This is a genomic window from Sphingobium herbicidovorans (genome assembly GCF_002080435.1).
In the GTDB taxonomy this organism is placed as follows: Bacteria; Pseudomonadota; Alphaproteobacteria; order Sphingomonadales; family Sphingomonadaceae; genus Sphingobium; species Sphingobium herbicidovorans.
This window is the reverse complement of record NZ_CP020538.1, coordinates 700,483-715,148: the sequence shown is the minus strand read 5'-3', so window position 1 is coordinate 715,148 and position 14,666 is coordinate 700,483. Positions and strand designations below refer to the sequence as shown.

General features: G+C 64.6%; 11 protein-coding genes. 10 read left to right on the top strand and 1 reads right to left on the bottom strand.

Features of this window, described 5'->3' with window-relative positions; translation table 11 throughout:
- Nucleotides 1-5 precede the first annotated feature (5 nt).
- The 10 genes from B6S01_RS03430 to ligA all read left to right on the top strand — a co-directional run bounded on the left by B6S01_RS03430 (nucleotide 6) and on the right by ligA (nucleotide 13,546).
- A complete protein-coding gene (locus tag B6S01_RS03430; protein ID WP_037462011.1) occupies nucleotides 6-662 on the top strand; it encodes a DUF448 domain-containing protein in 657 nt (218 codons plus the stop codon).
- 82 nt (nucleotides 663-744) lie between these two features.
- Nucleotides 745-3,336, top strand: coding sequence for a translation initiation factor IF-2 (infB, locus tag B6S01_RS03425; RefSeq protein WP_037462013.1), 2,592 nt, complete (start codon nucleotides 745-747; stop codon nucleotides 3,334-3,336).
- 101 nt (nucleotides 3,337-3,437) lie between these two features.
- Nucleotides 3,438-3,836 (top strand): 30S ribosome-binding factor RbfA, encoded by a 399-nt coding sequence (gene rbfA / locus B6S01_RS03420; RefSeq protein WP_037462016.1) that lies wholly within the window; start codon nucleotides 3,438-3,440, stop codon nucleotides 3,834-3,836.
- Between the two features lie 32 nt (nucleotides 3,837-3,868).
- Nucleotides 3,869-4,765 (top strand): tRNA pseudouridine(55) synthase TruB, encoded by an 897-nt coding sequence (truB, locus tag B6S01_RS03415; RefSeq protein ID WP_037462019.1) that lies wholly within the window; start codon nucleotides 3,869-3,871, stop codon nucleotides 4,763-4,765.
- Nucleotides 4,766-4,780: 15 nt separating this feature from the next.
- Complete coding sequence (rpsO, locus tag B6S01_RS03410) at nucleotides 4,781-5,050, top strand: 30S ribosomal protein S15 (RefSeq protein ID WP_037462022.1); 270 nt, start codon at nucleotides 4,781-4,783, stop codon at nucleotides 5,048-5,050.
- 177 nt (nucleotides 5,051-5,227) lie between these two features.
- Nucleotides 5,228-7,555 carry a polyribonucleotide nucleotidyltransferase gene (pnp, locus tag B6S01_RS03405; protein ID WP_037462025.1) on the top strand — a complete coding sequence of 776 codons (2,328 nt, stop codon included), beginning with the start codon at nucleotides 5,228-5,230 and terminating at the stop codon, nucleotides 7,553-7,555.
- Between the two features lie 146 nt (nucleotides 7,556-7,701).
- The gene (locus B6S01_RS03400) at nucleotides 7,702-8,718 is read left to right on the top strand and encodes a sensor histidine kinase (RefSeq protein WP_037462026.1); all 1,017 of its coding nucleotides are present in this window, start codon (nucleotides 7,702-7,704) and stop codon (nucleotides 8,716-8,718) included.
- Nucleotides 8,719-8,785: 67 nt separating this feature from the next.
- On the top strand, nucleotides 8,786-9,571 hold the full coding sequence (locus tag B6S01_RS03395; protein ID WP_037462029.1) for an outer membrane protein assembly factor BamD: 786 nt from the start codon (nucleotides 8,786-8,788) through the stop codon (nucleotides 9,569-9,571).
- 110 nt (nucleotides 9,572-9,681) lie between these two features.
- Nucleotides 9,682-11,343 (top strand): DNA repair protein RecN, encoded by a 1,662-nt coding sequence (gene recN, locus B6S01_RS03390; protein ID WP_037462032.1) that lies wholly within the window; start codon nucleotides 9,682-9,684, stop codon nucleotides 11,341-11,343.
- A 67-nt stretch (nucleotides 11,344-11,410) separates the two neighbouring features.
- A complete protein-coding gene (gene ligA / locus B6S01_RS03385) occupies nucleotides 11,411-13,546 on the top strand; it encodes an NAD-dependent DNA ligase LigA (protein WP_037462034.1) in 2,136 nt (711 codons plus the stop codon).
- A 49-nt stretch (nucleotides 13,547-13,595) separates the two neighbouring features.
- Here the strand turns inward: ligA and yghU are convergent, their stop codons facing one another.
- Nucleotides 13,596-14,468, bottom strand: a complete 873-nt coding sequence (gene yghU / locus B6S01_RS03380; RefSeq protein WP_037462036.1) for a glutathione-dependent disulfide-bond oxidoreductase — start codon at nucleotides 14,466-14,468, stop codon at nucleotides 13,596-13,598.
- Nucleotides 14,469-14,666: the final 198 nt, after the last annotated feature.

Below are 14,666 nucleotides of genomic sequence, written 5' to 3'. Positions count from 1 at the left end.
CGGCGATGACCGAACGCAAATGCATTTTGTCGAGCGAAAGGGATGATCCCGATGCTCTGATCCGGCTGGCGGTCGGGCCTGAGGGCCAAGTGTTGCCGGACGTCCGGGCCAAGGCTCCGGGCCGGGGCGCGTGGATTGGGGTTTCGCGCGCCGAACTGGAGCAGGCGCTCGCCAAGGGCAAGCTGAAGGGCGCGCTGGCGCGAGCATTCAAGACCGGCGAGTTGCAGATCCCGGACAATCTGCCCGACCTGATCGAGGAGGGCCTTCGCAGGGTGCTGCTTGACCGGCTGGGGCTGGAATCGCGCGCGTCGATGCTGCTGACCGGCTCTGAAAAGATAGATGTGGCCTGCCGCAAGGGCGACGTTCGCCTGCTGCTCCATGCCAGCGATGCGGCCGCCGATGGCAACCGCAAGCTGGACCAGGCGCTGCGCGTCGGGCAAGAAGCGGAAGGCAGTGATTTGGCAGGTGTCGTCTTGCCTGTGGACCGACATGCCCTATCTATGGCAATGGGGCGCGACAATGTCGTCCATATCGCAGTGACCGACTCGCGTGCGGCGTCGCGTCTGCGTGCGGCCATAGGCCGCTTGGAAAGCTATCTGGGTTGCGCTACCGGGGCGCCAGTGCATGGGGAGCAGGACTCCGCCGGTGCATTGGGCGCTTGAAGTAGCCTGTGGATGGCCAGTTTGAATAAGGCGCCGACGGGCCTTGCCGGTCGGAACGAAGCGAAGGGTACAGTTCAGTCGTATGAGTGACAGCAAGGAAGACAAGCCGGTTCTGGGCCGCAAGCCGCTGGGCATCAAGCGGACCGTGGAATCCGGCCAGGTGCAGCAGCAGTTCAGCCATGGCCGCAAGAATACGGTCGTCGTTGAGGTGAAGCGGCGCCGCATCCTGGGCAAGCCCGGCGAAGCCGGTGGCGCGCCCGCATCTGCGCCGCAGGCTGATCCGACCCCGGCGCCTGTCGCCGCCACGCCAGCCCCGCAGCCGCCGCGTGCCCCGCAGCCAGCCGCTCCGGCTCGCCCGGCGCCGCAGCAGAGCCTGATGTCGCGTCAGGAATTGCAGGCAAAGCTGCTGCGTGAGGCCGAGGAAGCCCGCATGACCGCGCTGGAAGATGCGCGCCGCCGTGAGGATGCACAGCGTCTGGCCGCCGTCGAAGAGGAAAAGCGCCGGGCAGAGGAAAATCGCGCCGCCGCCGAGACCGCCGATGCCGCGGCTACGAGCCAGGTTGAGGAAGAGGCGAAGGCTCCTGCCGCTCCTGCCGCTCCGGCCACCGAGCCGGCACCCGCCGCGGTAGAGGAACAGCCCGCGCCGCAAGCGGCCGAGGAACGTCAGTCCGCGGCGCCTGCATCTGCTGCGCCGCCGCCGCGCCGCTTTACGCCGGTAACGCCCGTCAAGCGGCCTGAGCCCGCCAAGCCAGAACGCGCCAAGCGTGGCGATGACAATCGCCGCCAGTCCGGCAAGCTGACCGTAACCCGCGCTCTGGCCGATGATGACAGTGCCCGCGCCCGCTCGCTCGCAGCGCTCAAGCGTGCTCGTGAGAAGGAACGCCGCGCCCATTATTCGGGTGGCGCGCAGCAGCGTGAAAAGCAGGTCCGCGACGTCGTGGTGCCGGAAAGCATCACCGTGCAGGAACTCGCCAACCGCATGGCCGAAAAGGGCGCGGACCTGGTGAAGTCCCTGTTCAAGATGGGCACCGCCGTCACGCTCAATCAGCCGATCGATCAGGATACGGCGGAGCTGCTGGTCGAAGAATTTGGCCATCGCATCCAGCGCGTGTCCGACGCCGACGTCGAAATTGGCATTGAAGGCGATGATGATGCGCCTGAAACGCTGAAAACCCGTCCGCCGGTCGTGACGATCATGGGCCATGTCGATCATGGCAAGACGTCGCTGCTCGACGCGCTGCGCGGCACCAGTGTGGTGTCGGGCGAAAGCGGGGGCATCACGCAGCATATCGGCGCCTATCAGATCAAGACCAAGGGCGGCGACACGATCACCTTCCTTGATACGCCGGGCCATGAAGCCTTTTCGGAAATGCGGGCACGCGGCGCGAACGTCACCGACATCGTCATCCTGGTGGTGGCGGCCGACGACGGTTTGATGCCGCAGACGATCGAGGCGATCAACCATACCAAGGCCGCCGGCGTGCCGATGATCGTGGCGATCAACAAGATCGACAAGCCCGAAGCCAACCCCCAGCGCGTGCGCGAGCGCCTGCTGGAGCATGAGGTTGTCGTCGAGGATATGGGCGGCGAAACGCAGGATGTCGAAGTGTCTGCGTTGAAGGGCACTGGCCTGGACACGCTGATCGAAAAGATCCTGCTTCAGTCCGAACTGCTCGAACTGACCGCCAATCCCGACCGCCCCGCCGAAGGCAATGTGGTCGAGGCGCAGCTGGACAAGGGCCGTGGCGCGGTCGCGACCGTGCTGGTCCGCAAGGGCACGCTGAAGGTCGGCGACACGTTCGTCATCGGCGCGGAAAGCGGCAAGGTGCGTGCGCTGATCAACGACAAGGGGCAGAATGTGAAGGTCGCAGGACCTTCGACCCCGGTCGAGGTGCTGGGCCTGTCGGGCGTTCCGCTGGCCGGCGATCAGATGACCGTCGTGGAGAATGAGGCGCGCGCCCGTGAAGTCGCCGCCTATCGTCAGGAACAGGTGACGAAGAAGCGGACCACTTCGGCTCCGACCAGCTTCGAGCATATGTTCTCGGCGCTCAATACCACGGTCATCGAATATCCGGTGGTCGTGAAGGGCGATGTGCAGGGTTCGGTCGAAGCGATTGTTTCGTCGCTCAACCGTATCTCGACCGACGAGATCAAGGTCCGCATCCTGCATTCGGGCGTCGGCGCGATCACCGAGAGCGACGTTACGCTGGCCGCTGCCAGCCGCGCTCCGCTGATCGGCTTCAACGTCCGTCCCAACGCCAAGGCGCGTCAGCTGGCGGAGCGCGAGAAGATTTCGCTGCGCTATTATGACGTGATCTACGACCTGCTGGAGGAAGTACGCGGCGAAATGGCGGGCCAGCTGGCTCCCGAGCGCATCGAAACCATCGTCGGCCGGGCCGAGGTGCTTCAGGTGTTCCCGGCGGGCAAGAAGGACAAGGCGGCTGGTCTGCTCGTCCTCGACGGCATCATTCGCAAGGGTCTGTCCGCGCGTCTTACCCGCGACGATGTCATCGTGTCGCGCACCAACATCGCCTCGCTCCGCCGCTTCAAGGACGACGTTTCCGAAGTCCGTGCGGGCATGGAGTGCGGCGCGGTGCTGCAGGACACGAACGACATCAAGGTCGGCGATACGCTGGAACTGTTCGAGGTCGAAGAGCGCGCCCGGACGCTGTAATCGGGAAGTGCGTCGCCCCGGCGAAGGCCGGGGCCGCGCGCTTCCGGGGCGTCTATAGCCGCCTGAGATCCCGGCCATCGCCGGGATGACGAGGATTGATCATGGCCCAACAACCCGAAGGTCCTTCCGTCCGATTGCTCCGCGTGGGCGAGCAGGTGCGTCATGTCCTGTCCGAAATTCTCCAGCGCGGCGATGTGCATGACGATGTGCTGACCAAGCATGTCGTCAGCGTGACGGAAGTGCGCATGTCGCCTGACCTGCGCCACGCGACGGTGTTCGTGAAATCGCTGCTGGGGCAGGATGAGGAAGCGGTGCTGAAGGCCCTGCGCACCAACACCGCGTACCTCCAGCGCGAGGTGGCGACCCGCATCCGGCTGAAATATGCGGCGAAGCTGAAATTCCTGAGCGATGAGAGTTTCGACGAAGGCAGCCATATCGACAAGCTGCTGCGCGATCCCAAGGTGGCGCAGGATCTGGCCGAACCAGACGAAGAAGGCTGACAGCAAGGCTGGCGCCGGGTAGGGGCGCGGCCATGCACGGCTGGATCATCCTCGACAAACCCCATGGCCTTGGTTCGACGCAGGCTGTGAGCGCGGTGAAGCGCGCGCTGCGGATCAGCGGGGCGGGCAAGTGGAAGGTGGGGCATGGCGGCACGCTGGACCCGCTGGCGACCGGCGTGCTGCCGATCGCGGTGGGGGAAGCGACGAAGCTGGCCGGGCGTATGCTCGACAGCGACAAGATCTATGATTTCACGATCCGCTTCGGTGCGCAGACGGACACGCTGGACCTGGAAGGGGCGGTGATCACGCAGAGCGATGTGCGGCCGACGATGACGGCGCTGGAAGCTGTGCTGCCGATCTTCACGGGCGCTATCGAGCAAGCGCCGCCAGCCTATTCCGCGATATTGATCGACGGCCAGCGCGCCTATGACCTCGCCCGCGCCGGGCAGGAGGTGGAGATGAAGCTGCGGGCGGTCACGATATATTCTCTCCGCGTCTCCGCGCCTCCGCGTGAACCGGTCGGCGCGCTGGAAGAGGTGACGCTTCGCGCCCATGTGTCCAAGGGCACCTATATCCGCTCGCTTGCCCGCGACATTGCGCTGGCCCTCGGCACGGTCGGCCATGTCACCATGCTGCGCCGGGTGAAGGCAGGCCCGTTCACCCTGGAAACCGCGATTTCACTGGACAAATTGGATGAAGCTGCTAGGGGCGGCGGCATCGCGCAGTGCATGCTGCCGTTGACCGCAGGGCTGGACGACATCCCGGCTCTTGCAGTCTCTCCCGACGACGCGCTGGCTCTCCGACAGGGGAAGGTGCTCGTGGGGAAACCGCATACCGGCCTGATGCTGGCGATGGATGGGCAAACGCCCGTCGCGCTGGTCGAAGCCAGTGGCCCGGAAATACGGGTGGTGCGCGGCTTTAATCTCTAAAATGAAAGGAAGCCGATGTCGATTACTGCAGAGCGCAAGGAAGCGCTGATCAAGGAACATGCCCGCGCCGAAGGCGACACCGGTTCGCCGGAAGTTCAGGTTGCGATCCTTACGGAACGTATTTCCAACCTGACCGAGCATTTCAAGGGTCACCACAAGGATAACCACAGCCGTCGCGGCCTGCTGATGCTGGTCAACAAGCGCCGTTCGCTGCTGGACTATCTGAAGAAAAAAGATGGGGCGCGTTACACCGACCTCATCGCCAAGCTGGGCCTGCGCAAGTAAGCCTGCTATAGAAGGGACGGCCCCCCAGCGGGGCCGTTTCCGATTCCGGGACTCCAGCAATTCGGCAGGATGTTCCGACCAAGGGGCCAGACGATGCTCCAAAACCGTAGCGGGCCGGTTTAGCCCGCATGACAGGCCCCGCCCGGCAATAGGGCCAGGCGGGCGAAGGAAAAATCTATGTTCGATGTAAAGAAGGTATCAATCGAGCTGGGCGGCAAGACCCTCACGCTCGAAACCGGCCGTATTGCGCGTCAGGCCGACGCAGCCGTGCTGGCGACCTATGGCGAGACCGTGGTGCTGTGCGCCGTGACGGCCGCCAAGTCGGTGAAGGAAGGGCAGGACTTCTTCCCGCTGACCGTCCATTATCAGGAAAAATATTCTGCGGCCGGCCGCATCCCCGGTGGCTTCTTCAAGCGTGAGCGTGGCGCGACCGAGAAGGAAACGCTGACCAGCCGCCTGATCGACCGCCCGATCCGTCCGCTCTTCCCCGAGGGCTTCTACAACGAAATCAACGTCATCGCCCAGGTGCTGTCGTTCGATGGCGAGAGCGAGCCCGATATCGTCGCGATGATCGCCGCTTCGGCTGCGCTGACCCTGTCGGGCGTGCCCTTCATGGGTCCGATCGGCGCTGCTCGCGTCGGTTACAAGGATGGCGAATATCAACTGAACCCGTCGATGGACGAGGTGAAGGAAGGCGAACTCGACCTGGTCGTCGCCGCCACCGGCAATGCGGTGATGATGGTCGAATCCGAAGCCAAGGAGCTGTCGGAAGACGTGATGCTCGGCGCTGTCCTGTTCGCGCATGAAGCGAGCAAGAAGGTGGTCGACGCGATCATCCAGCTGGCCGAAAAGGCCGCGAAGGATCCGTGGGAAGTCGCCAAGGGCGATGACGTCGAGGATCTGAAGAAGAAGCTGAAGAAGCTGATCGGCAAGGACATCGCCGCCGCTTACAAGCTGACCGACAAGTCGGCGCGTTCGAACGCGATCAATGCCGCGCGGGACAAGGCGAAGGCCTGGTTCGCCGAAGAAGGTCTGGACGCGCAGTCCGTGATGGCCGGCATCAAGGTCACCAAGAAGCTGGAATCGGAAATCGTGCGCGGCGCCATCATCAAGGATGGCAAGCGCATCGACGGCCGCACCACCACGCAGATCCGTCCGATCGAAGCGATGGTCGGCTTCCTGCCGCGCACCCATGGTTCGGCGCTGTTCACCCGCGGTGAAACGCAGGCGATCTGCACCACCACGCTGGGCACCAAGGACGCCGAGCAGATGATCGACGGCCTGAACGGCGTCTATTATGAAAACTTCATGCTGCACTATAACTTCCCGCCCTATTCGGTCGGTGAAGTCGGCCGCTTCGGCGCGCCGGGCCGTCGTGAAGTCGGCCATGGGAAGCTGGCATGGCGTGCGCTGCACCCCGTGCTGCCGAGCAAGGACGAGTTCCCCTACACCATCCGCGTATTGTCGGACATCACCGAGTCCAACGGTTCGTCCTCGATGGCGACGGTCTGCGGCGGTTCGCTGTCGATGATGGATGCGGGCGTTCCGCTGAAGCGTCCGGTGTCGGGCATCGCCATGGGCCTGATCCTCGACGGCAAGGATTTCGCTGTTCTGAGCGACATCCTGGGCGACGAAGATCATCTGGGCGACATGGACTTCAAGGTGGCGGGCACGGAAGCGGGCATCACCACCATGCAGATGGATATCAAGGTCGCCGGCATCACGCAGGAAATCTTCGAGGTCGCGCTGCGTCAGGCGAAGGAAGGCCGCGCCCACATTCTGGGTGAGATGAACAAGGCGCTGTCGTCGACCCGCACCGAGCTGTCGGCGCACGCTCCCCGCATCGAGACGATCCAGATCGACAAGTCGAAGATCCGCGAAGTCATCGGCACCGGCGGCAAGGTGATCCGCGAAATCGTCGCCGAAACCGGCGCGAAGGTCGACATCGACGACGAAGGCCTGATCAAGATCAGCTCGTCCGACCCGGCGCAGATCGAAGCCGCCCGCAAGTGGATCCTCGGCATCACGCAGGAAGCGGAAGTCGGCAAGATCTACGACGGCAAGGTCGTCAACATCGTCGATTTCGGTGCGTTCGTGAACTTCATGGGTGGCAAGGACGGTCTCGTCCATGTGTCCGAAATGAAGAATGAGCGCGTCGAAAAGCCGACCGACGTCGTGTCGGAAGGCCAGGAAGTGAAGGTCAAGGTCCTGGAGATCGACCCGCGCGGCAAGGTTCGCCTGTCGATGCGCGTCGTTGACCAGGAAACCGGCGAAGAGCTGGAGGACACCCGTCCTGCCCGCGAACCGCGCGAGCCCCGTGGTGATCGCGGCGATCGTGGCGATCGTGGCCGTGGCCCGCGTCGTGACGGCGGTGATCGTGGCGGTCGCGGTGGCGACCGTGGCGGCGATCGCGGCCCGCGCCGCGACCGTGGTCCGCGCAGCGACAAGGGCGGCGACGATGACGGCTCCAACGCCGGTCTGCCCGACTTCCTGACGCAGGACTGATAGTCCCGCCTGACAGGCTTGAAGAAAAGGGGGCGTCCGTGGTTCGGGCGCCCCTTTTCCGTGAAGTTGGCTTTTCCTGATCTCGATCAGTTGGCGTTGGGCAAACATCTGTTACTGTCCGCCGCCGAGGATGTTCAGGGGATGCCATGCAACGCACCAATGAGAGGTTCGTGGAGCGCTTGCCGCTCGTGCTTCCGCGGCCTGCCTATGCCTATTTTTTGACGGCTCTTATTTGCGGCGCCAGCCTTGCGCTTCGGCTGATGGCGTCGAATGTCCTGCCCATCGGCTATCCCTTCGTTTCATTTTTTCCCGCAGTCATCCTGTCAACTTTCCTGTTCGGCCTTGGCCCCGGGATTTTCGCAGCGATATTTTGCGGTTTCCTGTCCTGGCAATTCTTCATTCCATTGCCGCCCGACGGCATATTTGACGGCGGCGTCGCCCTGGCCCTCATTTTCTACGGGCTGGTGGTGGGGATCGAAATCGCGCTCATCCACTTTATGCAGCGCGCCAATTTCAACCTGGCGGTGGAGCGCGAACGCAGCCGCGCCCTGGCGGAAAATCGGGAGCTGCTGTTTCGCGAATTGCAGCATCGCGTGTCCAACAACCTGCAGGTCGTGGCAGCGATGTTGTCACTGCAACGGCGTCATGTGGATCATGAAGTGGCGGCCCGCGCGCTGGACGATGCCGCCAGCCGTCTGGCGCTGGTCGGGCGGATCAGCCGCGCGCTTTACGATCCATCGGAGGAAGGACAGGATCTTAACGCCTTCCTGACCAGGCTGACCGCGGACGTCGTGGAAGCGAGCGGGCGCGAGGATATCAGCGTCACGGTCGTCGCGCCGCCCGGCCTGACGCTGGAATCGCATGTCGCAGTGCCATTGGCCCTGATCGTCGCCGAGGCGGTCAGCAACGCAATCGAGCATGGGCTGCCGAACCGGGGCGGATCGATTACCGTTACGCTGGAGGATATGAGCGGCACGCTTTCTTTGGAGATCGCCGACGACGGGAAAGGGATTTCGCCGGACTTTGAAATCGACAAGGGCAGTTCGCTGGGCCTTCGGATAGCGCAGGCGCTGGCCGCGCAGCTCAGCGGGCAATTCGCCCTGCACCCCAGGCCGGAAGGGGGCGCGATCGTCCGGTTGGACCTGCCCGCGCAGGCGCATTGACAGGATCAAACGCGCGACCGCCATTCTGCCGCTTGGCGAGTGCCATTCGCTCCGCTATGACCCGGCCATGCTGACGAAAACCATGACGCGCATCGGCGCGGCTGCCACCCCGGTTCTGCTCGCCGCCCTGCTTGCCGGGTGCGCCACATCGAAGAACAAGACCGACACGCAATATGTCGCGCGGGACGTGTCCACGCTGTACAATGCGGGTAAATATCGGCTGGATCGCGGCCAGTATAAACTGGCGGCGGCCCTGTTTGACGAGGTGGAGCGTCAGCATCCCTATTCGCCCTGGGCGCGCCGCGCGCAGCTGATGTCGGCGTTCAGCTATTATATGAACCGCGATTATAATGAATCGATCGCGGCGTCGCAGCGTTTCCTGGCGATCCATACGGGCAACAAGGATGCGCCCTACGCCTATTATCTGATCGCGCTCTGCTATTATGAACAGATTGCGGACGTCACGCGCGACCAGAAGATCACGCAACAGTCGCTTGACGCGCTGGGCGAGCTGATCCGCCGCTATCCCGAAACGCGCTACGCCGCCGACGCCCGGCTCAAGCTGGATCTGGTCAACGACCATCTGGCTGGCAAGGAAATGGAAGTCGGTCGTTTCTACCAGCGTCGTGGGCAGTGGCTGGCGGCGGCGCTGCGCTTCCGCACGGTGGTCGATAAATATCAGACGACGACCCACACGCCCGAAGCGCTGGAGCGTCTGGTCGAAAGCTATCTCTCGCTCGGCATTCCCGAGGAAGCGCAGAAGGCCGCCGCCGTGCTGGGCCGGAATTATCCCGGCTCCAAATGGTATGAGCGGTCCTACAAGCTCATGCGGGAACATGGCGGAAAGGCGTAAGCGCCCAAATTCGTTGCGCCAGCGGACGCTGGGGTCGCAGGCCATCGGGCACGACCTAGCGGCACGAGGCCCGGCGTCCGCTGGGGCGACGTCCATTGGGGTCCGACAGCTTGCTGACTAACCTATCCATCCGCAATGTCGTGCTGATCGAAGCGCTGGACCTTGAGTTCGGCGCTGGATTGGGCGTGCTGACGGGGGAAACGGGGGCGGGCAAGTCGATCCTGCTGGATTCGCTGGGACTGGCGCTGGGCGCGCGGGCGGACAGCGGGCTGGTGCGCAGCGGGGAGCCGCAGGCCAGCGTCACCGCAACCTTCGACATTGCGCGGGCGGATCATCGCGCAGTGGACCTGCTCGCCGATAACGGCATCGAACTGGAAACGGGCGAACCGCTGATTATCCGGCGCACGCTCAAGGCCGATGGCGGCAGCCGCGCCTTCATCAACGATCAGGCCTGCTCGGCGGCGCTGCTGCGCGATCTTGGCGGCACGCTGGTTGAGATTCACGGGCAGCATGACGATCGCGGCCTGCTGAACCCGCGCGGCCACCGGGCGCTGCTCGACGCCTATGGCCGTTGCGATAATGGCGCAGTGGGCAGGGCCTATCTGGCGTGGCGCGCGGCGGCCGAGCGGCTGGCGGAGAGTCGTGCGGCGGTGGAAGTCGCGGCGCGCGATCGCGATTACCTGTCCCATGCCGTCGATGAGCTTTCCCGGTTCGCGCCGGAGCCGGGCGAAGAGGCGGCGCTGGCCGAGGAACGGGCGACCATGCAGAAGGGCGCGCGCCTGGCGGACGACCTTTCTGCGGTGACGGATTGCCTGACCGGGTCGGACGGGGGCGTTGCCCAGTTGCGGCAGGCGGCGCGGCGGCTCGACCGGATCGTCGGCGAATATGACCCGCTTGCCGAGGTGCTGGCGGCGCTGGATCGCGCAGTCATCGAAGCGGATGAGGCAGAGGAAAGGCTGGCGGGCGCGGCCGAGGCGTTGAGCTTTGACCCCGCGCGGCTCGACGCCATCGAAACGCGGCTGTTCGACCTGCGCGGGCTGGCGCGCAAGCATCAGGTGGCGGCTGACGAACTGGCTGGCCTGCGGGACGATATGGCGGCGAAGCTGGCCGCGATTGAAGGCGGGGATGAGCATCTCGCGGCGCTGGATGCGGAAGTTGCCGCGAGTGCGCAGGCCTATCGTCAGGCTGCGCAATTGCTGTCGGACCAACGAAGGGAAGCGGCTGCGCGGCTGGATGCCGCCGTCGCGGCCGAACTGGCGCCGCTCAAGCTCGACGCAGCGCGCTTCCGCACCGTGGTCGCCCCGCTAGATGAAGGGCAATGGAGCGCGCAGGGCATGGACCGGGTGGAGTTCGAGATTTCTACCAATCCCGGCGCACCTTTCGCGCCGCTGGTGAAGATCGCCAGCGGCGGCGAATTGTCGCGCTTCATCCTGGCGCTGAAAGTCGCGCTGGCGGAACGGGGCGGGGCGGATACGCTGATCTTCGACGAAATCGACCGGGGCGTCGGCGGCGCGGTGGCGTCTGCCATCGGCGACCGGCTGGCCCGGCTATCGCAGAGCAACCAGATATTGGTCGTCACCCACAGCCCGCAGGTGGCGGCGCGCGGGGCAGGGCATATGCTGATCGCCAAGGCGAGCGACGGCATGGTGACGCGCACCGGCGTCCATGCGTTGAATGACGGCGAACGGCGCGAGGAGATTGCGCGCATGCTGTCGGGCGCGGAAATCACGGCGGAAGCGCGGGCGCAGGCGGAGCGGTTGCTCGACGCATAGGCGTGTGGATGAGGACGGGCGCGCGAATCGCTTTCGTCCGCGCGGGGGCCAAGGCTATGGAGGGCGGATGACTGATCCCAAGCCCATGACCGAAGCCGAAGCGGCCAATCGCCTGATGCGTCTCGCCAAAGAGATCGCGCGGCACAACCGGCTTTATCATGACCAGGACCAGCCGGAGATCACCGACGCGGCCTATGACGCGCTGATCCGCGAAAATAATGCGCTGGAGGTGGCTTTTCCGCATCTGATGCGCCCGGATTCGCCCAACGCGCAGGTCGGCGCGGCCCCTACTTCGGGACTGAAGAAGGTCCAGCATGCAGTCCGCATGATGAGCCTCGACAACGGCTTTTCGGACGAGGACATCGCCGAGTTCGTCGCGCGGGTGCGGCGGTTTCTGGCGTTGGCCGAGGATGTGCCTGTGGCGTTGACGGCGGAGCCGAAGATTGACGGGCTTTCCTGCTCCCTGCGGTACGAAAAGGGCGAATTGCGCCTTGCAGCCACGCGGGGCGACGGGGCGACCGGCGAGGATGTGACCGCTAACGTCCGTACCATCGCCGATATTCCTGAACGCCTGACCGGCTCCAATATCCCCGACCTGTTCGAAGTACGGGGCGAAGTCTATATGGCGAAGGCCGACTTCGTGGCGCTGAATGCGCGGCTGCTGAGCGAGGCGGACGACCCGGAAAAGGCGCGCCAGTTCGCCAATCCACGCAATGCGGCGGCGGGATCGCTGCGGCAGAAGGACGCCGCCGTCACCGCCAGCCGCCCGCTGCGTTTCCTGGCGCATGGTTGGGGGGAGGCGAGCGGCCTGCCCGCGGAGACGCAGCTTGGCGTCATGGAGGCGATAGGCGGATGGGGCCTGCCGGTGTCCGACCGCCTGACGCGGGTTGAAACGCTGGACGCGCTGATCGCCCATTATCGCGCCATCGAAGCCGCGCGCGCCGATCTGCCCTTCGACATTGACGGGGTGGTTTACAAGGTCGATCGGCTCGATTGGCAGCAGCGGCTGGGCTTCGTCGCCAAGGCTCCGCGCTGGGCCATCGCGCATAAATTTCCGGCCGAACGGGCGCAGACGACGCTGGAGGCGATTGACATTCAGGTCGGGCGCACCGGCAAGCTGACGCCGGTGGGGCGGTTGACGCCGGTGACGGTCGGCGGCGTGGTGGTGTCCAATGTGACGCTTCACAATGCCGACGAGATTGCGCGGCTGGGTGTGCGGCCGGGCGACCGCATCGTGGTGCAGCGCGCAGGCGACGTCATCCCGCAGGTTGTCGATAACCTGACGCGGGATGAGGCGCGGGCGGCGTTCGATTTCCCCGATCATTGCCCTGTTTGCGGGTCGGAAGCCGTGCGCGAGGAGGGCGAGGTCGATATCCGTTGCACCGGCGGCCTCATCTGCGGGGCGCAGCGGTTCGAGCGGTTGCGGCACTTTGTCAGCCGTGGCGCGCTGGATATCGAAGGGCTTGGCGAAAAGACGATCCAGGAGTTTCTGGATCTGGGCTGGATCACCGAACCGGCTGACATCTTCCGGCTGAAGGCCCATCGCGCCGCGTTGCTGGAGCGTGAGGGGTGGAAGGAGAAGTCGGTCGATAACCTGTTCGCCGCGATCGAGGCGAAGCGGGAGCCTGACGCAGCCCGACTGCTCTTTGGCGTGGGCATCCGCCATGTTGGCGCGGTGACGGCGCGCGACCTGTTGAAGCGCTATACGAACCTGCCCGGCATCAGGGCGCTGGCGGAGCAGATCATCGCCCTGCGTGATGCGACGGTTCGGGCTGAAGGCGAGGAGGAGGCGCGTTTCCGCAACCGGCTGGACAAGGCGATTGCCGAGATGATCGGGGTAGAAAATGTCGGGTCGGCGGTCGGGCACGCGCTCGCCGATTTCTTCCATGAGCCGCACAATTGCGATGCGTGGGATGACCTGCTGTCCCAAGTCGCGCCGCCCGATTATGTGGTGGAAACAACCGCCAGCGCGGTGACTGGCAAGACGGTGGTCTTTACCGGCAAGCTGGAGACGATGAGCCGCGACGAGGCCAAGGCGCAGGCGGAACGGTTGGGCGCGAAGGCGGCCGGATCGGTCAGCGCCAAGACCGACCTGGTGGTGGCGGGGCCGGGCGCGGGGTCAAAGCTGAAACAGGCGGCTGCCCTGGGCATAGAGGTGATCGACGAGGCCGCATGGGCGGAGATCGTGAAAGCGGCAGGGTAGGGAACCAGCGTTGACGCCATGCTCCCCGAGGGAGCATGGCATGTTGCTGTCACTCGGCGTTTTCCAGCTTGTCCTGCGTCCGCGTATCGAAATCGCTGGCGTCGTGGCGCTCATGCAGTTGTTCATTGAGCGGACCGTTCGCGCGGTTGACGATCCGGCCGCGCCTGACGGCAGGGCGGGCGTCGATCTGCTTTGCCCAGCGCATCACATTGGAATAGCTTTGGACATCCAGAAATTCTGCGGCGCCGGCATAGGTCCGGTCCAGCGCAACCCCGCCATACCAGGGCCAGATCGCGATGTCGGCGATGCTATAGTCATCGCCCGCCACATATTCATGATCGGCCAGCTGGCGGTCCAGCACGTCCAGTTGCCGCTTTACCTCCATCGCATAGCGGTTGATGGGATATTCGAACTTTTCAGGCGCATAGGCGAAGAAATGACCAAAGCCGCCGCCCAATAGCGGCGCGCTGCCCATTTGCCAGAACAGCCATGACAATGTGGCGGTGCGCTCGGCCGGATCGGTGGGCAGGAAAGCGCCGAATTTCTCCGCAAGATAGACCAGGATCGCGCCCGATTCGAACACGCGCTGGGGCGGCGAAACGCTGTGATCCATCAGGGCGGGGATCTTGCTGTTCGGATTGACGGATACGAAACCGCTGCCGAACTGATCGCCCGATCCGATGTTGATCAGCCACGCGTCATATTCCGCGCCCCGATGTCCGGCGGCCAGCAATTCCTCCAGCAGGATGGTGACTTTCTGGCCATTGGGCGTGCCAAGGGAATAGAGTTGCAGGGGATGCTGGCCGACAGGCAGTTCCTTGTCATGTGTCGGTCCCGCGATCGGCCGGTTGATATTGGCGAAGGCGCCGCCATTGTCCTTGTCCCATGCCCAGACGCGGGGCGGAGTGTAGCTGTCGGTCATTCGGCAAAGGCTCCCATGTTGAGATCGCCTTGCAAGTAAGGCGCGCAGGAGGATGCCGCAACCGTTGGCCGTGAAGAGCCGCGTGCTCGCCGGCGAAAGCGCTGGTCGCAACAAAACTGCAAGCTGGCGCTGCCATGGTGACAAATGCCGTCGGGGCGCGCACAAGCCGCCGGGCCCTTCCACAGCGGAAGGCGGGTG

Bases quoted from the DNA above. Each gene is read 5' to 3' on its own strand.
- truB (WP_037462019.1), top strand. From the start codon at position 3,869: ATGCACGGCTGGATCATCCTCGACAAACCCCATGGCCTTGGTTCGACG.
- yghU (WP_037462036.1), bottom strand. From the start codon at position 14,468: ATGACCGACAGCTACACTCCGCCCCGCGTCTGGGCATGGGACAAGGAC.
- B6S01_RS03395 (WP_037462029.1), top strand. From the start codon at position 8,786: ATGCTGACGAAAACCATGACGCGCATCGGCGCGGCTGCCACCCCGGTT.
- B6S01_RS03430 (WP_037462011.1), top strand. From the start codon at position 6: ATGACCGAACGCAAATGCATTTTGTCGAGCGAAAGGGATGATCCCGAT.
- ligA (WP_037462034.1), top strand. From the start codon at position 11,411: ATGACTGATCCCAAGCCCATGACCGAAGCCGAAGCGGCCAATCGCCTG.
- infB (WP_037462013.1), top strand. From the start codon at position 745: ATGAGTGACAGCAAGGAAGACAAGCCGGTTCTGGGCCGCAAGCCGCTG.
- B6S01_RS03400 (WP_037462026.1), top strand. From the start codon at position 7,702: ATGCAACGCACCAATGAGAGGTTCGTGGAGCGCTTGCCGCTCGTGCTT.
- rbfA (WP_037462016.1), top strand. From the start codon at position 3,438: ATGGCCCAACAACCCGAAGGTCCTTCCGTCCGATTGCTCCGCGTGGGC.
- rpsO (WP_037462022.1), top strand. From the start codon at position 4,781: ATGTCGATTACTGCAGAGCGCAAGGAAGCGCTGATCAAGGAACATGCC.
- pnp (WP_037462025.1), top strand. From the start codon at position 5,228: ATGTTCGATGTAAAGAAGGTATCAATCGAGCTGGGCGGCAAGACCCTC.